The sequence below is a fragment of the Rhizobium hidalgonense genome (assembly GCF_005862185.2).
Classification (GTDB): domain Bacteria; phylum Pseudomonadota; class Alphaproteobacteria; order Rhizobiales; family Rhizobiaceae; genus Rhizobium; species Rhizobium hidalgonense.
Genome location: NZ_CP054027.1, coordinates 4,146,028 through 4,171,687 on the forward strand (window position 1 = coordinate 4,146,028; position 25,660 = coordinate 4,171,687).

The 25,660-nt window shown below is 62.8% G+C and carries 23 protein-coding genes; 19 read left to right on the forward strand and 4 right to left on the reverse strand.

All coding sequences use genetic code 11. From position 1 onward, the window contains the following. The first annotated feature begins 14 nt into the window (after positions 1–14). On the forward strand, positions 15–839 hold the full coding sequence (gene dapB / locus FFM81_RS20235; protein ID WP_003571126.1) for a 4-hydroxy-tetrahydrodipicolinate reductase: 825 nt from the start codon (positions 15–17) through the stop codon (positions 837–839). A gap of 21 nt (positions 840–860) precedes the next feature. After that, positions 861–1,496, forward strand: a complete 636-nt coding sequence (locus tag FFM81_RS20240; protein WP_003571128.1) for a 2,3-bisphosphoglycerate-dependent phosphoglycerate mutase — start codon at positions 861–863, stop codon at positions 1,494–1,496. Positions 1,497–1,535: 39 nt separating this feature from the next. Here FFM81_RS20240 and phnF read toward each other — a convergent pair whose 3' ends face one another. Further along, the gene (gene phnF, locus FFM81_RS20245; protein WP_003571130.1) at positions 1,536–2,273 is read right to left on the reverse strand and encodes a phosphonate metabolism transcriptional regulator PhnF; all 738 of its coding nucleotides are present in this window, start codon (positions 2,271–2,273) and stop codon (positions 1,536–1,538) included. 118 nt (positions 2,274–2,391) lie between these two features. Between phnF and phnG the strand changes: the two genes are divergently transcribed. The 15 genes from phnG (at position 2,392) to FFM81_RS20320 (ending at position 15,020) form a co-directional block, all read left to right on the forward strand. Then, positions 2,392–2,868, forward strand: coding sequence for a phosphonate C-P lyase system protein PhnG (phnG, locus tag FFM81_RS20250; protein WP_003571132.1), 477 nt, complete (start codon positions 2,392–2,394; stop codon positions 2,866–2,868). After that, a complete protein-coding gene (gene phnH / locus FFM81_RS20255) occupies positions 2,868–3,476 on the forward strand; it encodes a phosphonate C-P lyase system protein PhnH (RefSeq protein ID WP_138386120.1) in 609 nt (202 codons plus the stop codon). Before phnG ends, phnH begins: the two co-directional genes overlap by 1 nt. A 4-nt stretch (positions 3,477–3,480) precedes the next feature. Further along, the gene (locus tag FFM81_RS20260; RefSeq protein ID WP_138386119.1) at positions 3,481–4,587 is read left to right on the forward strand and encodes a carbon-phosphorus lyase complex subunit; all 1,107 of its coding nucleotides are present in this window, start codon (positions 3,481–3,483) and stop codon (positions 4,585–4,587) included. Continuing rightward, a complete protein-coding gene (locus tag FFM81_RS20265) occupies positions 4,584–5,459 on the forward strand; it encodes an alpha-D-ribose 1-methylphosphonate 5-phosphate C-P-lyase PhnJ (RefSeq protein WP_138386118.1) in 876 nt (291 codons plus the stop codon). Before FFM81_RS20260 ends, FFM81_RS20265 begins: the two co-directional genes overlap by 4 nt. Beyond that, positions 5,456–6,232 (forward strand): phosphonate C-P lyase system protein PhnK, encoded by a 777-nt coding sequence (phnK, locus tag FFM81_RS20270; RefSeq protein WP_138386117.1) that lies wholly within the window; start codon positions 5,456–5,458, stop codon positions 6,230–6,232. The genes FFM81_RS20265 and phnK overlap by 4 nt, the downstream gene beginning before the upstream one ends. Before the next feature lie 31 nt (positions 6,233–6,263). Further along, positions 6,264–6,971 (forward strand): phosphonate C-P lyase system protein PhnL, encoded by a 708-nt coding sequence (gene phnL / locus FFM81_RS20275; RefSeq protein ID WP_138386116.1) that lies wholly within the window; start codon positions 6,264–6,266, stop codon positions 6,969–6,971. Beyond that, positions 6,968–7,585: a DapH/DapD/GlmU-related protein gene (locus FFM81_RS20280; RefSeq protein ID WP_138386115.1), complete on the forward strand. Its 618-nt coding sequence runs from the start codon at positions 6,968–6,970 to the stop codon at positions 7,583–7,585. The genes phnL and FFM81_RS20280 overlap by 4 nt, the downstream gene beginning before the upstream one ends. A gap of 117 nt (positions 7,586–7,702) precedes the next feature. Beyond that, positions 7,703–8,548: a phosphonate ABC transporter ATP-binding protein gene (phnC, locus tag FFM81_RS20285; RefSeq protein WP_173883827.1), complete on the forward strand. Its 846-nt coding sequence runs from the start codon at positions 7,703–7,705 to the stop codon at positions 8,546–8,548. Positions 8,549–8,634: 86 nt separating this feature from the next. Continuing rightward, positions 8,635–9,540, forward strand: coding sequence for a phosphonate ABC transporter substrate-binding protein (phnD, locus tag FFM81_RS20290; RefSeq protein WP_138386113.1), 906 nt, complete (start codon positions 8,635–8,637; stop codon positions 9,538–9,540). Positions 9,541–9,605: 65 nt separating this feature from the next. Then, positions 9,606–10,565, forward strand: coding sequence for a phosphonate ABC transporter, permease protein PhnE (gene phnE / locus FFM81_RS20295; RefSeq protein WP_138386112.1), 960 nt, complete (start codon positions 9,606–9,608; stop codon positions 10,563–10,565). A 7-nt stretch (positions 10,566–10,572) separates the two neighbouring features. Further along, complete coding sequence (gene phnE / locus FFM81_RS20300) at positions 10,573–11,916, forward strand: phosphonate ABC transporter, permease protein PhnE (RefSeq protein ID WP_138386111.1); 1,344 nt, start codon at positions 10,573–10,575, stop codon at positions 11,914–11,916. Between the two features lie 141 nt (positions 11,917–12,057). After that, entirely contained in the window at positions 12,058–12,753 is a 696-nt protein-coding gene (locus tag FFM81_RS20305; protein ID WP_138386110.1) for a DUF1045 domain-containing protein, read from the forward strand. Between the two features lie 13 nt (positions 12,754–12,766). Further along, positions 12,767–13,906, forward strand: a complete 1,140-nt coding sequence (locus tag FFM81_RS20310; protein WP_138386109.1) for an alpha-D-ribose 1-methylphosphonate 5-triphosphate diphosphatase — start codon at positions 12,767–12,769, stop codon at positions 13,904–13,906. Next, a complete protein-coding gene (phnN, locus tag FFM81_RS20315) occupies positions 13,903–14,496 on the forward strand; it encodes a phosphonate metabolism protein/1,5-bisphosphokinase (PRPP-forming) PhnN (protein WP_025417475.1) in 594 nt (197 codons plus the stop codon). Before FFM81_RS20310 ends, phnN begins: the two co-directional genes overlap by 4 nt. A 20-nt stretch (positions 14,497–14,516) precedes the next feature. Beyond that, positions 14,517–15,020: a GrpB family protein gene (locus tag FFM81_RS20320; protein WP_138386108.1), complete on the forward strand. Its 504-nt coding sequence runs from the start codon at positions 14,517–14,519 to the stop codon at positions 15,018–15,020. A 30-nt stretch (positions 15,021–15,050) separates the two neighbouring features. Here FFM81_RS20320 and FFM81_RS20325 read toward each other — a convergent pair whose 3' ends face one another. After that, on the reverse strand, positions 15,051–17,399 hold the full coding sequence (locus FFM81_RS20325; RefSeq protein ID WP_138386107.1) for a DNA translocase FtsK: 2,349 nt from the start codon (positions 17,397–17,399) through the stop codon (positions 15,051–15,053). 172 nt (positions 17,400–17,571) lie between these two features. Beyond that, positions 17,572–20,571, reverse strand: coding sequence for a DNA polymerase I (gene polA, locus FFM81_RS20330; RefSeq protein WP_138386106.1), 3,000 nt, complete (start codon positions 20,569–20,571; stop codon positions 17,572–17,574). 426 nt (positions 20,572–20,997) lie between these two features. Here polA and FFM81_RS20335 point away from each other — a divergent pair, with 426 nt between their 5' ends. Then, positions 20,998–21,414, forward strand: a complete 417-nt coding sequence (locus FFM81_RS20335) for a MarR family winged helix-turn-helix transcriptional regulator (protein ID WP_003571163.1) — start codon at positions 20,998–21,000, stop codon at positions 21,412–21,414. 6 nt (positions 21,415–21,420) lie between these two features. On the opposite strand, the gene FFM81_RS20340 is transcribed toward FFM81_RS20335, so the two are convergent. Further along, the gene (locus tag FFM81_RS20340) at positions 21,421–23,787 is read right to left on the reverse strand and encodes a bifunctional diguanylate cyclase/phosphodiesterase (protein WP_138386105.1); all 2,367 of its coding nucleotides are present in this window, start codon (positions 23,785–23,787) and stop codon (positions 21,421–21,423) included. Positions 23,788–24,011: 224 nt separating this feature from the next. On the opposite strand from FFM81_RS20340, the gene FFM81_RS20345 reads away from it, so the two are divergent. Next, positions 24,012–25,400, forward strand: a complete 1,389-nt coding sequence (locus FFM81_RS20345) for a dipeptidase (RefSeq protein ID WP_003571167.1) — start codon at positions 24,012–24,014, stop codon at positions 25,398–25,400. The last annotated feature ends 260 nt before the right edge of the window (positions 25,401–25,660 follow it).

Consider the following 25,660-nt stretch of genomic DNA (forward strand, 5'->3'; position numbering starts at 1 on the left):
TGGTGAGACCTGAGATGAGCGATGCTGCGATGAAACTGGTGGTGGTTGGCGCAGCCGGGCGCATGGGCCAAACGCTGATCCGCCTCATCGATTCCATCGAGGGCGCCACACTGCATGCCGCAGTCGAGCGCGCCGGCTCGCCCTTTATCGGCAAGGATGCCGGCGAGATTGCCGGCCTCGGCCCCAGTGGCGTCATCATTGGAGACGATCCGCTCAACGCCTTTCTGCATGCCGAAGGCGTGCTCGACTTCACCTCGCCCGCCGCGACCGTGGAATTCTCGGGGCTGGCCGCGCAGGCCCGCATCGTCCATGTCGTCGGCACGACCGGGTGTTCGGCCGACGACGATGCCAGGATCGCGGCGGCCGCCCGCCATGCCCGCATCGTCAAGTCAGGCAATATGAGCCTCGGGGTCAATCTGCTCGGCGTGCTCGCCGCGCAGGCCGCACGGGCGCTCGAGCCCGCCGACTGGGATATCGAGATCCTGGAAATGCACCACAAGCACAAGGTGGATGCGCCTTCCGGCACCGCGCTTCTTCTCGGCAATGCCGCCGCACGGGGCCGCGGCATCGATCTGACCTCGAAATCGGTCCGGGTGCGCGACGGCCATACCGGCGCCCGCGAGGCCGGCACGATCGGCTTTGCGACGCTGCGCGGCGGCTCCGTCATCGGCGAACATTCGGTGCTCTTCGCCGGCGAAGGCGAAATCGTCACCCTGTCGCACAGCGCAGCCGACCGCTCGATCTTTGCGCGCGGCGCCATCAAGGCCGCACTCTGGGCGCGCGACAAGAAGCCGGGTCTCTATTCCATGCTCGACGTGCTCGGGCTCTCTTCTTCATAACGATATCACGGAGGCTAATTCATGAGCGGTACCCTCGTCCTCGTTCGCCACGGCCAGAGCGACTGGAACCTGAAGAATCTCTTCACCGGCTGGAAGGATCCCGATCTGACCGAGCTCGGCATCGAGGAAGCCAATGCCGGTGGTAAGGCGCTGGCCGAATACGGGATCAAATTCGACGTCGCCTATACTTCGGCTCTGGTGCGGGCCCAGCACACGCTGAAGCTCATCCTCGACAAGGTCGGTCAGCCCGATCTCGAGACGATTTGCGACCAGGCGCTGAACGAGCGCGACTATGGCGATCTCTCCGGCCTCAACAAGGACGATGCGCGCGCCAAATGGGGCGAGGAGCAGGTGCATATCTGGCGCCGCTCCTACGACGTGCCGCCTCCGGGTGGCGAAAGCCTGCGCGACACCGGCGCCCGCGTCTGGCCCTATTACCTCACCGAGATTCTGCCGCGCGTGCTGCGCGGCGAGAAGGTTCTGGTTGCCGCACACGGCAATTCGCTGCGCTCGCTGGTCATGGTGCTCGACAAGCTGACCAAGGAAGGCGTGCTCGCCCTCAACCTCGCGACCGGCGTCCCGATGGTTTACAAGCTGAAGGCTGATTCCACCGTGGCTTCCAAGGAAGTGCTCGGCGATATGTCCGGCGCACATTGAATCCAGTGGCCTTCCCTGTCCCGACGGGGAAGGCTGCCCTCAATTCTCGATGGTGAACTGAACCCGGTCGGCTGCGAAGCGGCTGATCGAATACTGCACCGGCACACCGTCGAGATCGGTGTTCATCGCCTTGGCGATCAGCAGGATCGCACCGGGGGTGAGCTCCAGGTCGGCCAAGTCTGATGTATTCGCATGGGCGGCCGTCACTTCTGTCGTCGCCCTCACATAGTCCGGCAGGCCAAGGTCGGCAAAGGCCTTGGTGATCGATTCGTGCTTGCGGTAGGCCTCACCGATGCCGGCGAAGCGTGCGGCAGGAAACCAGCTCGTCGCCTTTGAAACCGGGCGCTTGTCTGCCTGGCGCAATGTTTCCAGGCGGATGACTTGCGCTCCCTGCTTCAGGCCGAGCCAGCGGGCGATCTCGGCGCTCGCCTCCTCCGTGACATCATCAAGCAGAAGGCCGCGCATTTCGCGCGCTTGATCGCCGATGCCGGCGGTGAAGCGCGTGCGCTTGGTGATCGGAAAATTCAGCCGCTCCTTACGCTCGATCAGCGTGCCGCGACCTTGTACCGCACGCACGATTCCCTCCTGCGCCAAGGCCGCCAAAGCGCTGCGCACCGTATGCCGGTTGACGCCGAATTGCTGCGCCAGGATCGTTTCCGGCGGCACCATTCCCGCCTCGTCATAGGTTCCGGTGCTGATCGCCTCGCGAATCCGGTCGGCGATCTGGCGCCAGAGCGCCACGCCGGTCTGTCTTTGCACCTGCTTCAATCCTGCCATTCCACCCCTGCCCCGTCATTTCAACCGACGGCGTCACACGCTTGTCATGACATCGATTTAGGACTAAACATAGCTTGTATGGTTGTCTATATCAATAGACATTTAAAGGAAAGCGGCGATGATCTCAGTGGACAGGAAAAACGCTGCGTCACAGACGGCATCCGGGCGCAAACGCGCCGCCGATCTGCTGGCGCGCGCGGAACGCAGCGAACTCCAGGCGGTCTGGGATGCATTGCCGCAAAAGCCTGCGGCGCATGCGGTGCGCGGACCGGAGACAGGGCTGGTGATGGTCCGCGGCCGCATCGGCGGCGGCGGAGCGTCCTTCAATCTCGGCGAGGTGACGGTGACACGGGCGACCGTCCGGCTCGACTCCGGCTCGATCGGCCATGCGCAGGCGCTCGGCACCGACCGCGAGAAGGCCCGGCTTGCGGCGATCTTCGACGCCCTTTGGCAAGAGGAGGCGACGCAGGATTTCGTCGAGCAGGCGCTGCTTTTGCCGATCGCCGAGCGGATCGCCGCTACTGAGCGCCGCAAGGCCGACGAGACGGCCGCCACCCGCGTCGATTTCTTCACCATGGTGCGGGGAGACAACTGATGGTTCTGAAGACGGAAGCTCTGACCGGCGGCTTTGCCGAACCGGTCTTCCACGCCCAGAGTGTCTTCAAAATGCTGATGGACGGCATGGCCCGGCCCGGCACGATCCAGACGGTTCAGCCCGATGCCGCGCCGCCGGCACCGCTCGGCATCGCCGCCGGCGCGATCGCGCTGACGCTTTGCGACCACGACACATCAGTCTGGCTTTCCCAGGGGCTGGCGAAATCCGCCGTGCCGGAATGGCTCGGCTTCCACACCGGCGCGCCGCTGACCACCGAAAAGGCCGAGGCGCGTTTCGCCTTTACGGAAGCCGGCACCGCACTTTGCCCCTTCGGGCTGTTTGCATCGGGCACGCAGGAATATCCCGACCGTTCGACGACCTTGATCATCGAGCTTGCCGAACTGGAGAGCGGGCGCAGGCTGGCGCTGATGGGCCCAGGCATCCAGACTGTCGCGAAGATTGCGCCTGTCGGCCTGCCCGAGACCTTTCTGCGGCTCTGGACCGAGAACCGCGCTCTCTTTCCGCGCGGCATCGACATCGTGCTGACCTCGGGCAGACGCTTCATCTGCCTGCCGCGCACCACCAAGATCACAGCAACGGAGATCTGAGCTCATGTATGTTGCCGTCAAAGGTGGCGAGGCCGCCATCGCCAATGCCCACCGGCTGCTTGCCGACCGCCGCCGCGGCGACCGTTCGCTGCCGGCGATCGGCATCGAGCAGATCGTCGAACAACTTGCCCTCGCCGTCGACCGCGTCATGGCCGAGGCCTCGCTTTTCGACCGCAGGCTCGCAGCGCTGGCCGTGCGCCAATCGCGCGGCGACATGATCGAGGCGATCTTCCTGTTGCGCGCCTATCGTACGACGCTGCCGCGCTTCGGTTATTCCAAGCCGCTCGACACGGCTGCTATGACGATCGAACGCCGCATCTCGGCGACCTACAAGGATCTGCCTGGCGGCCAGCTGCTTGGGCCCACCTTTGACTATACCCATCGGCTGCTCGATCCCTCGCTGCTATCCGACGAGGCGGTCGAGGAACCCGCCCAGCGCGAGGCCGAGACCGGCCGCGTCATGCGCGTCTCCGAGATTCTCGGCGAGGAGGGGCTGATCGAGGCCGACGGCGACATGCCGGAAGATCACGAGATCGGCGACCTCACACGCGAGCCGATGGAATTTCCGATGACCCGCGATCTGCGCCTGCAGGCGCTTGCCCGCGGTGACGAAGGCTTCCTGCTGGCGCTCGGTTATTCCACCCAGCGCGGTTACGGCCGCAACCATCCCTTCACCGGCGAAATCCGCATCGGCGAGGTCGAGGTTGAATTCGACGTACGGGAGCTCGGTTTCGCCGTCTCGCTCGGCGTCATCCAGGTTACCGAATGCCAGATGGTCAACCAGTTCAAGGGTTCGGCCAAGGCGCCGCCGCAATTCACCCGCGGCTATGGCCTGGTGTTCGGCCAGAGCGAGCGCAAGGCGATGGCGATGTCGCTGGTGGATCGCGCATTGCGGGCTGAAGAGCTCGGCGAGGATATTACCGCGCCGGCCCAGGACGAAGAATTCGTCATCTCGCACTCCGACAATGTTCAGGCGACCGGCTTCGTCGAGCACCTGAAGCTTCCGCATTACGTGGACTTCCAGGCCGAACTCGATCTCGTCCGCCGCATGCGCCGCGAATTCGAAGCCGCCCGCAACGGTGGCGAAGACATGAAGGAAGCCGCCGAATGAGCGATCTGGCCAGCTACAACTTCGCCTATCTCGACGAACAGACCAAGCGGATGATCCGCCGCGCCATCCTGAAGGCAATCGCTATTCCCGGCTACCAGGTGCCCTTCGCCAGCAGAGAGATGCCGATGCCTTACGGCTGGGGCACCGGCGGCGTGCAGGTGACGGCCTCGATCATCGGGCCGGATGACGTGCTGAAGGTGATCGACCAGGGCGCCGACGACACGACCAACGCGGTTTCGATCCGCGCCTTCTTCCAGAAGGTCGCCAATGTCGCGGTGACGACGCATACCGGCGAAGCGACCATCATCCAGACCCGCCACCGCATCCCCGAGGAAAAGCTCGGGCCGGGCCAGGTACTCGTCTACCAGGTGCCGATCCCCGAGCCGCTGCGGTTTCTCGAACCGCGCGAAACCGAGACGCGCAAGATGCATGCGCTCGAGGAATACGGCCTCATGCATGTGAAGCTCTACGAGGACATCGCCCGCAACGGCCGCATCGCCACGACCTATGCCTACCCGGTCAAGGTGCATGGCCGCTATGTCATGGATCCGTCGCCGACGCCGAAATTCGACAATCCGAAGATGCACATGTCGGATGCGCTGCAGCTCTTCGGCGCCGGACGCGAGAAACGCATTTATGCGGTGCCGCCCTATACCGACGTCGTCAGCCTCGATTTTGAAGACCATCCCTTTGAGATCCAGCGCTTCGGCAAGCCCTGCGCGCTCTGCGGCGCAGGGGAGGTCTACCTCGATGAGGTGATCCTCGACGACAAGGGCGGGCGCATGTTCGTCTGCTCCGACACCGATCATTGCGAAGACCGCCGCGCGCAGGGGCATGCCGGCGACATGCTGGCCCGGGAGGCTGCAGAATGAGCGATATCCCGCTTCTCAAAGTCCATGACGTTTCGAAATTCTATGGCAACCGTATCGGCTGCCGCGACGTTTCCTTCGAGCTCTGGCCCGGCGAAGTGCTCGCCGTCGTCGGCGAATCCGGCTCCGGCAAGACGACGCTGCTGAACTGCCTTTCCACCCGGCTGCTGCCGAGCACCGGCAGCGTCGAATATCACATGCGCGACGGCACTTACCGCGACCTTTACCGCATGAACGAGGCCGAGCGGCGCTTCCTGATGCGCACCGACTGGGGCTTCGTGCATCAGAACCCGGCCGACGGCCTGCGTATGGCGGTCTCGGCCGGCGCCAATGTCGGCGAAAGGCTGATGGCGATCGGCGACCGGCATTACGGCAAGATCCGCGCCTCGGCGATCGACTGGCTCGAACGCGTCGAGATCGATACCGACCGCATCGACGACCAGCCGCGCGCCTTTTCCGGCGGCATGCGCCAGCGCCTGCAGATCGCCCGCAATCTCGTCACCGGCCCGCGCCTGGTCTTCATGGACGAACCGACTGGCGGCCTCGACGTTTCGGTGCAGGCGCGCCTGCTCGATCTGGTGCGCGGCCTCGTCAATGATCTCGGCCTGTCCGCCATCATCGTCACCCATGATCTCGCCGTCGCCCGCCTTCTGTCGCACCGGATGATGGTGATGAAGGATGGCTACGTCATCGAACACGGGCTCACCGACCGGGTGCTCGACGATCCCAGAGAACCCTACACGCAGCTGCTCGTCTCCTCGATCCTGCAGGTCTGAACGTAGGGTCCCCAATCAGGAAGAAGACATCATGCCAACGCCTCTCGTCGTTTCCGAAGTCTCGAAGAGCTTTACCATGCACCTGCGCGACGGCATCAAACTGCCCGTCGTCTCCGATGTCGCTTTTTCCGTTGCATCAGGCGAATGCGTCGTGCTCGGCGGCCCCTCGGGCATCGGCAAGAGCTCGCTGCTCAAGATGATCTACGGCAATTATGCGGTCGACACCGGCCAGATCCTCGTCCGCCACGACGGCCGCGTCGTCGATCTGGCCGCCGCCGATCCGCGCACCGTGCTCGATGTGCGGCGCAATACGCTCGGCTATGTCAGTCAGTTCCTGCGCACCGTGCCGCGTGTGGCAGCGATCGACGTGGTTGCCGAACCGCTGGTGGCCCGCGGCGAAGACGCCGGCGCCGCGCGGGAAAAGGCCGGCGCGCTGCTGGCCAAGCTCAATCTGCCGGAAGCGCTGTGGCAGCTTCCGCCCGTCACCTTCTCCGGCGGCGAGCAGCAGCGCGTCAACATCGCCCGCGGCTTCATCACCGAACACACGATCCTGCTTCTCGACGAACCCACAGCCTCGCTCGACGCCAGGAATCGTGCCGTCGTCGCCAGCATGATTGCGGAAAAGAAGGGGGCCGGTGTCGCCCTTCTCGGCATCTTCCACGACGAGGAAGTGCGCGAGGCGGCCGCCGACCGCATCCTCGACGTCCAGCAGTTTTCTCCTCGAAAGATCGCCGCATGAGCCGCAAGCTAGGCATCGAGCCCTATATCCATCAGACGGCTGATATCAGCGACTCCACCTTCGGGCGCTATACCGAGGTCTCCGAACGCTGCCGCATCAGCGAAGCCACTTTCGGCGACTATTCCTATATCATGCAGGATGGCTCCGTCTGGTGCGCGACGATCGGCAAGTTCGTCAACGTCGCTGCCGCCGTGCGCATCAACGCCACCAACCATCCGACCTGGCGGGCGACTCTGCATCATTTCACCTATCGCGCCGCCGACTACTGGCCGGACGGCGACATGGAGACGGATTTCTTCGCCTGGCGGCGCGCAAACCGCGTGACGATCGGCAACGACGTCTGGATCGGTCACGGGGCCACCATCCTGCCCGGCGTCAACGTCGGCAACGGCGCGGTCATCGGCGCCGGCGCCGTGGTGTCGAAGGACGTCGCTGCTTATTCGGTCGTCGGCGGGGTGCCGGCCAAGCTCATCCGCGAGCGGTTTTCGAAAGCGGTCGGCGAACGCATGGACAGGCTCGCCTGGTGGGATTGGGGACACGACCGGCTGCGCCTGGCGCTGGAGGATTTTCGCAACCTGAGCGCGGAAGATTTCTTGGCCCGCTACGACGATTAAACCTCCGATATAGGCTCGGAGAATTGTGACACGACTTACACAAATATGACATTTGAGGTTCATCAAGCGGGACTAATGCGATGCTGACCAAGGCCTGGAGTGCAGGGGGAAAGCATGATGTTCGAGCTGAAGAATGTCACACGTCGCTTCGGAAAAAAGCTCGCTGTCGATTCCGTCACGCTCGACATTCCGCAGGGCCAGATGGTCGGCATCATCGGCCGCTCCGGCGCCGGCAAGTCGACGCTGCTGCGCATGATCAACCGGCTGCAGGAGCCGAGTTCCGGCTCCATCCATTTCGCCGACGTCGAGGTCTCCGGGCTTCGCGGCCGGGCGCTGCGTAACTGGCAGCGCGATTGCGCGATGATCTTCCAGCAGTTCAACCTGGTGCCGCGCCTCGATGTTCTCACCAATGTCATGCTCGGCCGCCTCAACCACCGCTCGACGCTGATGAGCCTGCTCAATATCTTCACCCGCGAGGAACGTGTGCATGCGATCGCAGCGCTGGAACGCCTCGGCATCGAGCAGACGGCGCTGCAGGCGGCCGGCACGCTTTCCGGCGGCCAGCAGCAGCGCGTGGCGATCGCCCGCGCGCTGATGCAGAACCCGAAGATGGTTCTCGCCGACGAACCGATCGCCTCGCTCGATCCGCTGAACGCCAAGATCGTCATGGATGCGCTGCGCGATATCAACGAGCGCGAGGGCATTACCGTCATCACCAACCTCCACACGCTCGACACCGCCCGTAATTATTGTGAGCGCATCGTCGGCATGGCCGGCGGCCGCATCGTTTTCGACGGCAAGCCCTCGGAGCTGACCGCCGAGGCGGTGAAGGCGATTTACGGGACCGACAAGGATGGCGCCGGCATCGACGAAACGATGACCTCGACCTCCATCACTATCGCTCCCGAGCGGGCAGACAATCAATCCGCCGGCACCCAACCGCTGGCGCTGGCCGGCCTCTGAGAGAGGCGGCCGCGATCGAGCGCCCGCGTCAAGGGCACACTTCTTCGTAACGGGAGGCCGGGGACACCGGTCAATAGGAGAGACACATGTTGAAGAAAGCACTCTTTGCGGCAACGGCGCTCTTCGCGCTCGCCGGCGGCGCGCATGCTGCAGACCTCAAGGAATTCCGCATCGGCATCCTCGGCGGCGAAAACGAGACCGACCGCCTGCGCAACTATGCCTGCCTTGCCGACCATCTGAAGCAGGAATTCGGCTTCGAGAAGGTCTCGCTGTTCCCGGCCGCCGATTATGACGGCGTCATCCAGGGCCTGCTCGGCGGCACGCTCGACTTCGCCGAACTCGGCGCTTCCGGCTACGCCTCCGTCTACATCAAGGACCCGAAGGCCGTTACACCGATCCTGACGACGCAGCAGAAGGATGGTTCGACGGGCTATTACGCGATCGGCCTGGCGCTGAAGTCCTCCGGCATCAAGAACATCAAGGACGCCAAGGGCAAAAAGCTCGGCTATGCCGATCCGGACTCTACCTCCGGCTACCTCGTTCCGCTGACGCAGATCCCGAAGGATACGGGCATGCCGAACGACAAGTTCTTCGCCTCGACGCAGTTCAACGGCGGCCACGAGAACAACCTGCTCGCCGCTTACGACGGCAAAGTCGACGTTGCCGTCGACGACAGCTCCGGCATCGGCGATTTCAAGGACGGCTACACCTCCGGCACATTCCGCAAGGAAGTCGACAAGGGCGCCGTCGATCCGAACAAGCTCGTCGAAGTCTGGCGTTCGCCGCTGATCCCGAACGGCCCGCTCGTCGTGCGCAACGCGCTTGGCGAAGACTGGCAGACGAAGCTTGCAGCCTTCTTCACGGCTCTGCCGGAAAAGGATCACAAGTGCTTCGCAGCTGTCGAAGGCGGCGATTACAAGGGCTACGCCCCGGTCAAGCACGACTTCTACAAGGCCGTCGTCGAAGTCCGCAAGGCTGCCATCGGCGGCTGATCGTCTTTCGAATACGGGGCGGCCGGCAACGGCCGCCCTTTTCTTAGTGACCAGGCGAGGCGTTCATGACTGTTGCCGATACACAGCCGCACATGCAAAGCACCCAGGAGATCGGCACCGCCTGGGACCGGATGGTCGCCAAGCGCCGCTTCTACACCGTGCTCGGCCTCGTCATCCTTGTTGCGGCTTTCGTCAGTTCCGTCCGCTTCGCCGATGAGAGCAATGCCGGCCATTTCTTCGAGCGCCTGCCGCATCTTTTCGATTTCCTCAGCTGGCTCATCCCCAAGGACTGGAACGACGTCTGGCGCGCACTGTTCGACATAACGAGCGTCAACGACAGAGGCGGCGAGGAATTCAATTTCGACAAGGGCCGCGCCTACGTCTGGGGCGCTTTCTACATTCCCGAATATTTCGAGCTGATGATCGTCACCATCAACGTGGCGCTGATCTCGACGATCATCGCCTTTGTCTTTGCAGTGCCTTTGAGCTTCTTTGCCGCCCGCAACCTGACGAATTCCTGGCTGCTGCGCATCTTCGCCAAGCGCCTGATGGAATTCCTACGCGCCTTTCCCGAGATCGTCATCGCCGGCCTGTTTTCGGCGATCCTGTCGATCGGACCGGTCGCCGCCATCATCGCCATCACCCTGCATACGATCGGCGCGCTCGGTAAACTTTTCTACGAGGTGGCCGAGAATATCGACATGAAGCCGCATGAAGGCATGAAGGCCGTTGGCGCCAACTGGTGCGAGCGTGTGCGCTTCGCCGCCCTGCCGCAGGTGCTGCCGAATTTTACCTCCTATGCGCTCTTACGCCTCGAGATCAACGTGCGCGCCTCGACCATCATCGGCGCTGTGGGCGGCGGCGGCATCGGCGAGGAGCTGAAACTGTCGATCTCGCGCGGCTTCGGCGCCAAGACGATGGCACTCGTTCTGCTGCTGTTCGTGACGATCGTCGCCGTCGACCAGTTCTCCGCATGGCTGCGCCGCCGACTCGTCGGCGATCACGCCTTCCTCCTGCAACATTGAGGCCGCCATGACGGTGATCGACGCCAACCGCATGCATGAGATAGAGACGCGCTATCCGGAATATTTCCACCGATCGTTCCGCCAGCGTTTCGGCGGACTGATGATCCTCATCGCGACGCTGCTCTACAGCCTCTATGCCGTCTGGTTCTTCGATCTGCCGAAGCTCTTTGCCGAGGCCCACTGGGAGCGCGTCGGCATCTATCTCAGCCAATGGGTGAGCTACGACGTGCAGCCGGAATTCCGCATCGGGGACGACGGCTCGATCGACATCCGCTATCCACGTTTCTCGCCGCTCGGCGACAATCCGCATCCGGACTGGCTGGTCAACAATCCCGACGGCAGCATCACCGTTTCGATCAGCGGCACGAGCCGCAGCGTCACCGTCTCGAAGAACGAGACGATCGTCACCGCCCATGGCGTCAGCGTTCCCGTCGAGGTTTCGAGCGGCGCGCCTGAGGTCGTCGGGCCGGTGCCCGGCTGGATGACCGTTTATGACGACAACGTGCTCGCCGATCTCGGTTTTGCCGGCAATGTCAACATTTCCGTCGACCGGGTGAAAATCCGCAAGCGTTTCATCGGCTGGGCGAATTTCATCTTCGACACGCAATCCTCCTTCTTCGACAAGCCCGCCGGCGAGGTCATCGGCCTCATCGTCTCCGGGCCGCGCATCAAGCCCGAGCAGTCCAACCTGTCGCTCGCCTTCGACGACGTCTGGAACAACAGCGAATGGCAGCACGGCGATGTCTGGACCAAGCTTTTCCAGACGATCGTCATGGCCTTCCTCGGAACTTTGCTCGGCTCGCTCGCCGCCTTTCCGCTGGCCTTCATGGCGGCGCGCAACATCACGCCGAACCGCTTCCTGAACCAGATCCTCAAGCGCTTCTTCGATTTCCTGCGCTCGGTCGACATGCTGATCTGGGCACTGTTCCTGACGCGCGCCTTCGGCCCCGGCCCGCTTGCCGGCAGCGGCGCGATCTTCCTCACCGAGACCGGCACGCTCGGCAAACTCTATTCCGAAGGGCTGGAGAATATCGACAACAAGCCGCGGGAAGGCATCCAATCGACCGGCGCCCAGACCGTGCTCGTCCATCGTTACGGCATTATGCCGCAGATCGTTCCCGTCATCGTCAGCCAGACACTCTACCAGTGGGAATCGAACGTGCGCGGCGCGACCATCATCGGCGCCGTCGGCGCCGGCGGCATCGGCCTCAAACTGTGGGAGGCGATGCGCACCAACGCCAACTGGGAAAACGTCGCCTACATGGTCATCCTGATCCTGATCGTCGTCTTCATTTTCGACGCCGCCTCGAACGCGCTGCGCCACCGGCTGATGGGCACGAAGGCACACTGACCCCCCGGTCGAAGATGATGGTGGCGCTGCCGTCATCATCATTCTGTCACGGAAATCTTTTAGCCGGGAACCTGCTTGCGGTTCACCGCCAAATCACTGCACATTGCGCTCCCCGTTTCGACGATCCCCAGGATAAAAGCCTTGCGCTACGCTCTCTATTTCACGCCGTCGAAGGATGATCCCCTGACCGGCGCGGCCTCGCTCTGGCTCGGCCGCGATGCGTTTACCGGCGAAACCTATCCGGCACCCGACCATGAGACACTCGGGGCGGCAGAGCAGTTCGAGCTGACCGCCGATCCGCGCCGCTACGGCTTTCACGCGACGATCAAGGCGCCGTTTTCGCTCGCCGCCTCCGTCACCGAACAGGATTTCATGACCGTCGTCGAGGATTTTGCGGCGCGCACGCAGGCCTTCGAAATCCCGGAACTGGTGCTCGGCCAGCTCGGCCGTTTTTTTGCCCTCGTTCCCGGTTCTCTTCATCAACCGCTTCAAGATTTTGCCGCGAAGGTGGTAAAGTCATTCGAACCGTTCCGCGCAGCGCTGTCTCCGGCCGATATGGCGCGGCGCAACCCGGAGAAACTCAGCGACAGCCAGCGCGCCAATCTGCAGCGCTGGGGTTATCCTTATGTGATGGAGGATTTCGGCTTCCACATGACGCTCACCGGCCAGGTGCCCGGGACACGCGCCGAAGTGATGAAAACCATTCTGACCGAGCGTTTTGCCGATTTCATCGGCCGGCCGCTTTCGATTACCGGCCTTGCGGTCTTCACCGAGGAGACGCGCGGCGCCCCGTTCAAAGTTCATTCCTGGCTGCCGCTTACCGGCGCCAAAAGCTGAAAGACCTGACGACATGAGCAAAGAGACCGTGTTTTCCAACGCCCGCATCGTTCTCGAGGATGATATCCTCTCCGGCTCGATCCTCATTCGCGACGGCAAGATCGCCGATATTTCCGAGGGCAATTCGGTAGCCTGTGAAGATTTCGAAGGCGACTATGTCATTCCCGGCCTCGTCGAGCTGCATACCGATCATCTCGAAGGCCATTATCAGCCGCGCCCCGGCATTCGCTGGAACAAGACCGCCGCAGTCCAGGCGCATGATGCCCAGATCGTTACCTCGGGCATCACCACGGTGTTCGACTGCCTGCGCATGGGTGCGGATGAGGACGGCGGCTTCGAGCATGGCGAGATGCGCGACATGGCCGACGCCATCCAGTCGGCCGAGAATGAAGGCCGGCTGCGCGCCGAACACCTGCTGCATCTGCGCTGTGAGGTCTCGGCCGACAATGTGCTCGAACATTTCGCCGATTTCGAACACGACCGGCATGTCCGGCTAGTCTCGCTGATGGATCATGCGCCCGGCCAGCGGCAGTTCCAAACGATGGATCAATATATCTTCTACTATCAGAAGAAGCGCGGCCTGAGCGACGAGGTCTTCGCCCGTTTCGTCGCCAAGCGCCAGGCAGAATCGGCGCGCAATTCGACGCCGCATCGCAACGCCATCGCCAAGGTCTGCGCCGAGCGCGGCATTACCGTCGCGAGCCATGACGATGCGACGCTCTCTCATGTCGACGAGGCGATCGACAACGGCGTCCGCCTCGCCGAATTCCCGACCAGCTTCGACGCAGCGCGGGCCTCGCACGGACATGGGATGAGCGTGCTGATGGGTGCACCGAATATCGTGCGCGGCAAATCCCACTCCGGCAATATCGCCGCCCGCGACCTTGCCGAGATGGGCGTGCTCGACGTGCTGTCCTCCGATTACGTGCCGCTCAGCCTGCTGCATGCGCCCTTCATCCTTGCCGATGAAGTCGAAAGCATTACACTGCCGAAGGCGATCGCCATGGTGACGTCGACGCCCGCCCGAACCGTCAGCCTCGACGATCGCGGCCGGATCGCCACCGGGCTGCGCGCTGATCTCGTCCGCGTCCACCGTTCGCATGGCGTGCCGGTGACACGCTCCGTCTGGCGCCAGGGACGCCGTGTCGCATGACGCATGAACCTCATCCGGGAGCTGGCGCCGAGCGCGGAATCATGGTCGTCGTCGTCGGACCGAGCGGCGCCGGCAAGGACACGCTGATGAACCTCGCTGCCCGGCGTTTTTCCGGGCGTGACAACGTGCATTTCATCCGCCGCGTCATTACCCGCCACCGCGATGCCGGTGGCGAAAATCATCTTTCGGTCTCTCTCGAAGGCTTTGCGGCCATGGAGCAGTCAGGCTCCTTCGCGGTCTGGTGGGAAGCGCACGGCTTGAAATACGGCATTCCGGCCGAGGTCTCCGTCGCCCTTTCCAAGGGCCATGTCGTCGTCGCCAACGGCTCGCGCTCGGCGCTTTACCGTTTCCAGGCCGCCTTCCCACGGCTGAAGGTCATCAACGTCACCGCCAGCGCCGAAGTGCTTGCCGGCCGGCTGGAGGCGCGCGGACGCGAAACGCATGAGGATATCATGGCACGGCTCGCCCGCGGACCGCTGACGGTGCGCGGCGACTATGACGTGACTGAACTCGACAATAGCGGCTCGCTCGAAGAGGCCGAACAGAAGATGATCGCGATCCTCGAGGGGTTGCTGGCCGAGGCGCGCTGAGCGCAATCGAGAGGAAGGGCATGCGCGCCATCAAAGTGGTCGACTACGATCCCTCCTGGCTGCGGCTCTTTGCCGAAATCAGCGCCGAGCTCTGGACCCTGCTCGGCGACCTCGTGCTGTCCATCGATCATATCGGCAGTACGTCGGTGCCCGGCCTGGCCGCAAAGCCGAAGATCGACCTCGATATCGTCACGATCTCCGACGACGTTCTGCCGACGGCGATCGATGCGGTGCGCTCTGCCGATTTCGTCTTCCACGGCGATCGGGGAGTGAAACGCTGGGCCTTCACCCGGGATCACCAGGGTTACGGATTCAAGCTCTATCTCTGCGGACCCGACAATCATGCGCATCGCGAGCGCATCCTGTTTCGCGACTATCTCCGAAATCACCCGGCAAGAGCCCAGGCCTATGCTGAGCTGAAACGCCGCCTGGCTGTGGAGGCAGGCGGCGATTGGGATTTCTACACCGGCGGAAAGACCGGGTTCGTCAGCGAGACGGTGCGGCTGGCAAGCTTGAGGACATGAATCGGAGTGCGTAGCGCACGCCGTGCCCGATCAATCGCCGTCGCCCCGCCCGGAGACGATCTCGCGCTTGCCGACGTGGTTGGCCGGGCCGACGAGGCCTTCCTTCTCCATGCGCTCGACGAGGGACGCGGCCCTGTTGTAACCGATGCCGAGGCGGCGCTGGATGTAGGAGGTCGAGCATTTCTTGTCGCGCATGACGACCTTGACCGCCTGTTCGTAGAGCTCGTTGCCATCCTCGGAGGCCATCGCGCTCTTGTCGAAGACGGCGCCGGCTTCTTCCTCTTCCGTCTCTTCCTCCTCGTCGGCGGTGACGGTGTCGAGATATTCGGGGCGCCCTTGCGTTTTCAGATGGGCAACGACCTTTTCGACCTCGGCATCCGAGACGAAGGGGCCGTGGACGCGGGAAATCCGACCGCCGCCCTGCATATGCAGCATGTCGCCCTGGCCGAGCAGCTGCTCGGCACCCTGTTCGCCGAGAATCGTGCGGCTGTCGATCTTCGAGGTCACCTGGAAGGAGATGCGGGTCGGGAAATTCGCCTTGATCGTGCCGGTGATGACGTCGACCGACGGGCGTTGTGTCGCCATGATCAAATGGATGCCGGCGGCGCGGGCCATCTGGGCGAGACGCTGGATCGCGCCTTCGATTTCCTTGCCGGCGACCATCATCAGGTCGGCCATCTCATCGACGATGACGACGATGTAAGGCATCGGCGCAAGATCCAGCTCCTGGCTCTCCTCGATCGGTGCACCGGTCTGCCGGTCGAAGCCAACCTGGACCATGATGTGGATGGTCTCGCCCTTTTCGCGGGCCTCGCTGACGCGGCCATTGTAGCCGTCGATATTGCGCACGCCGAGGCGCGACATCTTGCGGTAACGCTCCTCCATCTCGCGCACGGCCCATTTCAGCGCCATCACCGCCTTCTTCGGGTCGGTGACGACGGGCGTCAGCAGATGCGGGATACCGTCATAGACGGAGAGCTCGAGCATCTTCGGGTCGACCATGATCAGACGGCACTGTTCCGGCGTCATGCGGTAGAGCAGCGACAGGATCATCGTGTTGATGGCAACCGACTTGCCTGAGCCGGTGGTGCCGGCAACGAGCAGATGCGGCATCTTGGCGAGTTCGGCAATGACGGGCTCGCCGCCGATCGTTTTGCCGAGACCGAGCGCCAGCTTGTAACCGCTCTTCTCGAAATCCTGGCTCTCGATCATCTCGCGGAAATAGACGGTTTCCCGGGTGACATTCGGCAATTCGATGCCGATGACGTTGCGGCCGGGCACCACGGCGACGCGGGCCGAAAGCGCCGACATCGAGCGGGCGATATCGTCGGCAAGGCCGATGACGCGCGACGATTTCACGCCCGGTGCCGGCTCGAATTCATAAAGGGTGACGACCGGGCCAGGGCGGACATGGATGATCTCGCCCTTGATGCCGAAATCCTCGAGCACACTTTCCAGAAGGCCGGCATTCTGCTCCAGCGTCTCCTGCGACATGATCTCGCCCAGGCGTTCCGGCGGCTCCTGCAGCAGGGCACGCGGCGGGAATTCATAGCCGGAGGCGTCGATCCTTTCGGGCTTTGCGACGCGGCGCGGCGACGGCAGGACCGCGGCGACAGGCGGCGTGCGCTGAGGCTCCGGCGCGGCCTGAGTGACTGATGCTGCGGGAGCTGGCGCCACGTGAGGCGCGGGCGCAATCTGAGGGGCCGGCGCAGCCTGGGGGGCTGGTGCGACCGCCGCCTGGACGGCAATGCGCCGGGGCCGTTCCAGAGATATGGCCGCGGGAGGGCGCACGGCGGGCTTTGCGGAGATCGTGGCGGCCGGCGAAACCGGGCGGGAGGCGACGGGAGCTGCGGCCGGCCGGCCGGGGCGCCATTCCATGATGCGGAACAGCGACGTGATCGATTCGGGCGCGATCTCGGCCTTCGGGAACGAGATCAGGGCCGGCGCACGAACCGGCACGGCCTCTTCGAAGGCCATGACTTCCCAGAAGGCGAAATCCGAAATGGAAGCAAGCTCGGCGGTGGCGCGGAAGGCCGGCTCGTCCGGAACGAGTGACGCCTGCAGTTCGATCTGCTGTGCTGCGGCAAGTTCGTCCGGCTCCGGCAGATAGATATCGAAGGGCACGTCGACGGCGACCGGCTCGATCCGTATCGCCTGCTGCCCAATCTGCGAATCATCGCGCGCGGGCTCATCCGGCGCCCGCCGCTTGCTGATCAGCGTTTCCGGCGTGCGGGTGAAACGGACATTCGGCGCGAGGGAAAAATTGCTCTGCCAGATCGGCGCCGCCGGCTTTTCTCCTGGATGTACCTCCGGAAGGTCCGTTTCAATCCCGCTGGAAAAGTCCCCGGCGTCCGTCAAATTGGTTCTGGGAAAACGCATGCGTCCGCTACTCACTCATGCCTAACAAATTACGACCCTATCGGGATAGAAAAGGAAGGTTAATAAGTTCCTTCCCGCCGTACCGTTCCGATACGGCTCCCGGACGTAAGTTGCCGCTATTTCAATGAGTTGTGTTCGGCGGAAAAATCTTTCTCATTTTTCGGGGAAGCCGTTAATGCGCCTCGTCCCAATTGCTGGCGGCGCGCGCGTCGACCCTGAGCGGCACGCGCATTTCGAGCGCCGGCATGGTGGCGTTTTCCATGACCGAAACGATAACCGGCATTGCCTTCTCGACATCCTCGTCCTCGACTTCGAAGATGAGTTCGTCATGCACCTGCAGCAGCATGCGGACGCGATCGCCAAGACCGACTTCAGCCAGTGCCGGCTCCATCTTGATCATCGCCCGGCGAATGACGTCGGCGGCCGAGCCCTGGATCGGCGCGTTGATCGCCGCACGCTCGTTGAAGGCGCGCACGGATGGGTTGGACGAGCGGATTTCCGGATAGTTGATTCGCCGTCCGAAGATCGTCTCGACATAACCCTTGTCGCGCGCCATGGCCTTGCGGCTTTCCATATAGTCGCGGATGCCCGGAAAACGCTCGAAATACTTCTTGATGTAGTCACCGGCTTCCGAACGCTCGATCGACAGCTGGTTGGCAAGGCCGAAGGCCGAGATGCCGTAGATAATCCCGAAATTGATCGCCTTGGCGCGGCGGCGCACTTCGCCCGGCATGCCTTCGACAGGCACGCCGAACATTTCCGACGCTGTCATGGCGTGAATGTCGACACCATCCTCGAAGGCCTTGGTCAGTTGCGGGATCTCGGCCACATGGGCAAGCACGCGCAATTCGATCTGGCTGTAATCTGCAGAAATCAGCTTATGGCCAGGCGTCGAGATGAAGGCGGTGCGGATCTTGCGGCCTTCGGCGGTGCGCACCGGAATGTTCTGCAGGTTCGGCTCGGAGGAGGACAGGCGCCCCGTCGTCGTCGATGCCAGTGAATAGGAGGTATGGACCCGCTTGGTCTCCGCATGGACATAGCCGGGAAGCGCGTCGGTATAGGTGGATTTCAGTTTGGTGAGCTGGCGCCAGTCGACGATCTTGCGGGGCAGCTCGAAACCGGCGGCGGCCAGATCCTCAAGCACCTGCGCGGAGGTCGACCATTGCCCGGTTTTCGTCTTGCTGCCGCCGGCAAGGCCCATCTTGCCGAACAGGATATCGCCGAGCTGCTTCGGTGAGCCGATATTGAACCGTTCGCCGGCGAGCACATAGATCTCGTCTTCCAGCCTGGCGGCGCCCTGGGCCAGCTCGCCCGACAGGCGCGACAGGATCTGCCGGTCGACGGTGATGCCGCGCGCTTCCATTCGCGCCAGCACCGGCAGCAGCGGCCGCTCCAGCCGTTCATAGACGCTGGTCAGCCCTGCCGCCGCCAGCCGCGGTTTCAGGACCAGCCACAGCCGCAGCGTCACGTCGGCATCTTCGGCGGCATAATGGGTGGCGCGGTCGACATCGACCAGATCGAAGGTGACGTTCGCCTTGCCGCTGCCCGCCACCTCCTTGTAGGGGATCGGCGTATGGCCGAGGAATTTTTCCGAGAGCGGGTCCATGCCGTGGGCGCCAGTGCCGGCGTCGAGCACGTAGGAAATCAGCATCGTGTCGTCGAAACTCCTGGTTTCGACGCCGTAGCGCTTCATCAGCAGGTAGTCGTATTTGAGGTTCTGGGCGACCTTGAGAACAGCCGCGTCCTCCAGCAAGGCCTTCAGCCGCGGCAAGGCATCGCGCATCGGGATCTGGTTGTCGGCAAGGCCGCCGCCGAGCAGATCGCCGACGCCGTTCTTGTGCGCGAGCGGTATATAGGCGGCGCGGATTTTCGTGCCTGTCGGGTCGGCCGTATTGTCGGCGATCGCCATCGAGAAGCCGACAAGCTCGGCCTGCATCGCATCCAGTGATGTGGTTTCGGTGTCGAAAGCAACGAGGCCGGTAGCGCGCGCATCGGCGATCCAGCGGTCGAGTGTGGCCAGATCGCGGATCGTTACATAGGCCGAATGATCGAAGGGCAGCGCCGCAAAGGCCTCAGCTCGCGCCTTGGCCAGATCGGCGGGAGAAAAGGCGCCTTCGACGGCGGCCTTGGCCTTCGCACGCTGCGGCACCGGCACCGAGGCGCCAGAGACCTCGGGGATGCCGCCGGCAACCGGGGCCGGCTCGGCCGCATCGAGATCAGGGCCGTGGGCACTCTTGCCCCATTCGATCTGGACGATCGCCGGTTCGATGGCGTTTGCATCGCAATCGCAGACTTCGGCGACACGGCGGGTCAGCGACGTGAATTCCATCGTCTTCAAGAAGCCGATCAGCTTCGGGCCGTTCTGCGGCTCCAGCACCAGTGCGTCGAGATCGAGATCGAGCGGCACGTCGGTGCGCAGCCGAACGAGGTCGCGCGAGAGTTTTGCCATATCGATATTGGCGAGGATCGTTTCGCGGCGCTTGACCTGCTTGATCTCGGTGGCGCGTTCGAGCAGCGTGTCGAGATCGCCATATTCTTCGAGCAGCTGGGCGGCGGTTTTCGGGCCGATGCCGGGAATGCCGGGAACATTGTCGACGGAATCGCCGGTCATCGCCTGCAGGTCGATCATCTTTTCCGGCGGCACGCCCCATTTCTCGATGACATCGGGAATGCCGATCTGCTTGTCCTTCATGCTGTCATACATATGGACATTCGGGCTGACGAGCTGCATCAGGTCCTTGTCGGAAGAGACGATGGTGACATCGGCGCCCGTCGCCTCGGCCTGGCGGGCGTAGGTGGCGATGATATCGTCGGCCTCGAAGCCTTCGGTCTCTATGCAGGGCAGATTGAAGGCGCGGGTCGCCTCGCGGATCAGGCCGAATTGCGGAATGAGCTCTTCCGGCGGGGCGGAGCGGTTCGCCTTATAGGCGTCATAGAGATCCTTGCGGAAAGTCTTGGCGGAATAGTCGAAGATGACGGCAAGGTGTGTCGGCGTCACGCCGACATCGGTATTGCGCGCATCCCGCAACAATTTCCACAGCATGTTGCAGAAACCGGAAACAGCGCCGATCGGCAGGCCGTCGGTCTTGCGGGTCAGCGGTGGCAGTGCATGAAACGCCCGGAAGATGAATCCGGAACCGTCGACTAGGAAGAGGTGATCGCCTTTTTTCATGGCTGCATGGATAGCGCGGGCTCGGGACGAGGTCCATATAAAGTTCAGCGCGCCAAACCGATTCTGGCCTGCGGCGTTCAGCAGTCCGCTCACCAAACTGTTACCGATTTGTAACGATCATCCTCCCTTGAAAAACCACATTTGCAGACACAAATCGATGTCACCGGCGCTTGATCGCGCCGTGGGTCTGATCACCGGCTTGTCCCCCGCCGCGTCAGGCTTGGACAAAGGCCTTATCCCCCTCTCCGGGCCTTTGTCCCCACTTTAAGGTCGCCATGGCCAACCTCCAGGCCATGGCGACTTTTGTTTTTCCAGGGCACTCGAAATTATCATTGCTGCTCGCATATTTTGAAGCATCGCATGCGATTTGCTGCATTGTCTCCGGCATGGTTTTGAGCCTAACTTGCAATCATGGGATTTAACCGCATGGATTCGGGAGCCTACCTAGCCAGCCAGTTGGCGAAGGGTTTTGCCCGCTCGCTGCACCAGCGCGCGGTCGGGCTCGGTTTTTCTCCGGGCCAGTTCCCCATTCTGCTGGAACTCTGGGCCGAGGACGGGCTGACCCAGAAACAGCTTCTCGAGCGGGTCGATATCGAGCAGGCGACCATGGCCAATACGCTGTCGCGCATGGTTCGCGACGGGCTGATCGAACGCCGCCCGCATCCATCCGACAAGCGGGCGCAACTGCTGTTCCTGACGCCGAAGGCCCGGGCCATGGAGGCCGAGGCGATCGAGACGGCACGCGAGGCCGACCTTGCGCTGTTTAAAGGGTTTCGGGTTTTCGAGCGCGAACTGACGCTCGAATATATCCGCCGGCTTGTGGAAAACGCCAAGGCGCTCTGACCGGGATCATTCGCTGGCAAGGCGTGTGCGCCGTCGCGGCGGCCCCGAAAGGACGTTTTCAAGCGCAGCCGGCTTCAAGCTCGGCTCGATATCCGGCTTGCCAAGCAGCAGGCCCTGCACCTGCGCGCAGCCTTCCTCGACGACGATCCGGCGCTGCATCTCCGTTTCCACCCCCTCGGTGACCACTGGCATGCCGAGGCTGTGGCCGAGACCGATAATAGCGCGCACGATCGATCGCGCCGCTGCGTCATGCTCCAGCACGCCAGTGAAACTGCGATCGACCTTGATCTTGTCGAAGGGAAACGAGCGCAGATTCGAGAGTGAGGAGTAGCCGGTGCCAAAATCGTCCATGACGATGTGCACCCCTAGCTTGCACAGGCGCTGCAGCGTTGCCAGCACCCGGTCGCGATCGCGGATCAGGGCTGACTCGGTGATCTCAAGTTCCAGCCGATCGGCTGCAAGCCCTGTCTCAGTGAGGATCGCCTCGACCCGCTCACACAGGTTGGGCAGCATGAACTGCACCGGCGACACATTGACGGCAATCGTCAGCGGCTGCGGCCAGCGCGCCGCCTCCATGCAGGCCTGCCGCAATATCCATTCGCCGAGCGGAACAATCGAACCGCTTTCCTCGGCGATCGGGATGAAAATCTCGGGCTCGGTCATGCCGTGGCCCGGCCGGTGCCAGCGCATCAAGGCCTCGTAGCCGCTGATCTCGCCGTTCTGCGCGTTGAGGATCGGCTGATAGCTGACATGGAGTTGGTTGCGGATGATCGCGTGGCGCAGGTCGCTTTCGATCTGGCGGCGGTTCCGCGCCGCTTCGTCCATTTCCGCGTCGAAGAAACAGGCCCTGCCGCGGCCATCATGCTTGACGCGGTAGAGCGCGGTATCGGCGTTGTTGCAGAGTTCTTCGGCCGTGCGCCCATCTCTTGGATAGAGCGCGATGCCGAGGCTGACTCCGACGGCGGTGGGGTCACGGGCGGTGTCCATCTCGGCGGCGAATTCGTCGATGATATCAGCCGCCAGTTTTTGCGCCGACGCCGGCTGCTGCCCAGCGGATTGGATGATGGCGAATTCGTCGCCGCCGAGCCGGGCGATCGTATCGTTTTCACCGGCCACGCGGCGCAGGATAGCGGCAACCTTGCGGAGGATCCGGTCGCCTTCGGCGTGGCCGAAGATGTCATTGACGGCCTTGAATCGATCGAGATCGAGACAGAACAGCGCGATCTCGGTGTTCTTGCGTTCCGCCACTTGCAGCGCCTGCCGGATGCGGGTGTCGAACAGCGACCTGTTCGGCAGATCGGTGAGCACGTCATGGTGGGCGAGATGCTCGATCATCTCCTCGGCCTGCTTGCGCTCGGTGAGATCGCGCACCGCCAGCACCTCGCAATTGCGGCCACGATAAACAATCTTGCTGGAGTTTGCTTCTACGGCAATCTCACTGCCGGTGCGGGTATTCAGCAGCGTCTCTCCGGGCCTGTTCTCCCGGGGCGCCTGAACGACCGTCAGCACATCGGTGGGCGCCTTGCCCGAGAGATCGGCGAGCTTCCAGCCGGACAAGGCCTGGAACCGCTCGTTGACATCGATGATCCGGCCTTCGCGCAGGATCAGCAATCCCTCCTGCGAGGCATTGGCAAGCCCGCGCAAATCCGTCAAGTGGCTTTGGACGAAGACCACGGCAAGTGCGACCAGGATAAGAGCCGTTGCCGCGACCACGACGATCGCGGCGAGAACCCGGGTGTCGAGCACCAATGTGGGAACCGCCTTGCCGGGGTCCGGCACGAGCGTAATGCTGCCCATCGAAATGAAGTGAAGGGTGCAGATGGCGAGAACGAAGACCAGCGATGAGCTGAGGAGACGCCTCATGCCCTTCAGATTGAAAAAAATATGGAAGGCGGCGCTTGACAGAAGCATTCCGGCAACGACTGCCGTCAGTGTCATTGCGGGATCGTAGAGGATGACCGCCTGTGTCTCGATTGCCTGCATGCCGGTCAGGTGCATGGAAGCGATGCCGATCGCCATCAGGACGCCGCCGCGGATATTGGAAAACCTTCCGTCACGTTGCGAACCGGCGAGCATCGCCAGCCACGAGCCTGCGACCGACAGGAGAAAGGAAAGCAGCGTCAGGTCGAGCGCGTAAGTGATCGGCGTGCCACCGTCATAAGCAAGCATCGCGATGAAATGCGTTGCCCATACGCCGGTGCCGAAAGCAAAGCCCGACGCGCCGATCCAGACCTTGCGCTGCCCGGCGTCGCACTCCTGGGCACGGGAAAGCAGCAGCATCGCCGCAATGGCGCCAACCAGGCAGACTGCGGCCGCCACGATAACCAGGCGCCAATCGTGATTGTCGCGAATACATGCAATGACCGAAAACATCTGCGCGCCCCCCGAACAGCTTATTTTCGGCCGATGCTATTTAGGTTATGCTAATTAACGGTAAATTGAATTAGGTCTTTCTTTATTATCGCGACACGCCCTTACACAAAAACCGAATTGCGTTGTTTCAGCATGCTTGCGCGCCGGCGATTTTTACTTTTTCCGCCTCGCCTGCTTTCCCGGTTTGGTCTATCGTCCCGCAAAATTTCGAAAAGGAGTCGAAAATGGCCGACATACAACCGGTTCTTTCGCGTGCGGACGAGAATCTTTCATCGAGCCTCGAAAAACTGTTCGAACTGCTGCGCATCCAGTCGATTTCCACCGATCCCGCCTACAAAGCCGAATGCCGCAAGGCCGCCGAATGGCTCGTCGCCTATCTCCAGACGCTCGGCTTCGAAGCCTCCGTTCGCGACACGCCAGGCCATCCGATGGTCGTCGCCCACCATGCCGGCGCGTCCGTTGAAGCGCCGCACGTTCTGTTCTATGGCCATTACGACGTCCAGCCGGTCGACCCGATCGAGCTTTGGGAAAACGACCCCTTCGAGCCGTCGATCAAGGATGTCGGCGACGGCCGCAAGATCCTGACCGGCCGCGGCACCTCCGACGATAAGGGCCAGTTGATGACCTTCGTCGAAGCCTGCCGCGCCTATAAGGAAATCAATGGCGCGCTTCCCTGCCGGATCACCATCCTTTTCGAGGGCGAGGAGGAATCCGGCTCGCCGTCGCTGAAGCCCTTCCTCGAAGCCAATGCCGCCGAGCTCAAGGCCGATTATGCGCTGGTCTGCGATACCGGCATGTGGGACCGCGACACGCCAGCGATCGCCGCAGCGCTGCGCGGCCTCGTCGGTGAAGAAGTCACCGTGACCGCCGCCGACCGCGACCTGCATTCCGGCCTCTTCGGAGGAGCTGCGGCCAATCCGATCCACATCCTCGTCGAGGCTCTCGCCGGCCTGCATGACGAGACCGGCCGCGTCACGCTCGACGGCTTCTACAACGGCGTTGAGGAAACTCCCGACAATATCAAGGCGTCATGGGAGACGTTGGGGAAGACCGCCGAGAGTTTCCTCGGCGACGTCGGCCTGTCCATTCCCTCCGGCGAAAAGGGCCGCTCGGTGCTGGAACTCACCTGGGCGCGGCCGACCGCCGAGGTCAACGGCATCTGGGGCGGATATACCGGCGAAGGCTTCAAGACGGTGATCGCCGCCAAGGCTTCGGCGAAGGTTTCGTTCCGGCTTGTCGGCACCCAGGATCCGGCCGCCATTCGCGAGGCTTTCCGCAGCTATATCAGCGCGAGAATTCCTGCCGATTGCTCGGTCGAGTTCCATCCGCATGGCGGCTCGCCGGCGATCCACCTCTCCTATGATTCGCCGGTTCTGACCAAGGCGAAGACCGCGCTTTCCGACGAGTGGCCGAAACCCGCGATCGTCATCGGCATGGGTGGCTCGATCCCGATCGTCGGCGATTTCCAGAAGATGCTCGGCATGGAATCGCTGCTCGTCGGCTTCGGCCTCGCCGACGACCGCATCCATTCGCCGAACGAGAAATACGAGCTTGTCTCCTATCACAAGGGTATCCGCTCCTGGGTGCGGATTCTGCAGGCGCTTGCCGGCTGAAGTGCAACAAAAAGGCCGGTTGAAACCGGCCTTTCGTCATCCGCTCGCTCAGTGCCAGTTCATCCGTGGTCAAGGAGAAGCGGATATTGCAGTCAGACTGCCTCCGAAAGGTTAACGAATCGTTAACGGCACTCGGAGCGCACGGGCTTACCTGATATCCAAAGCGTAGCACCACTTCGGCAGAAATTTCCCCGTTCAAGCTACGTTCATGGCGGGCTGCGTATAAGCCATTGAAAGACAAGGTGAATGATAACGCTCTC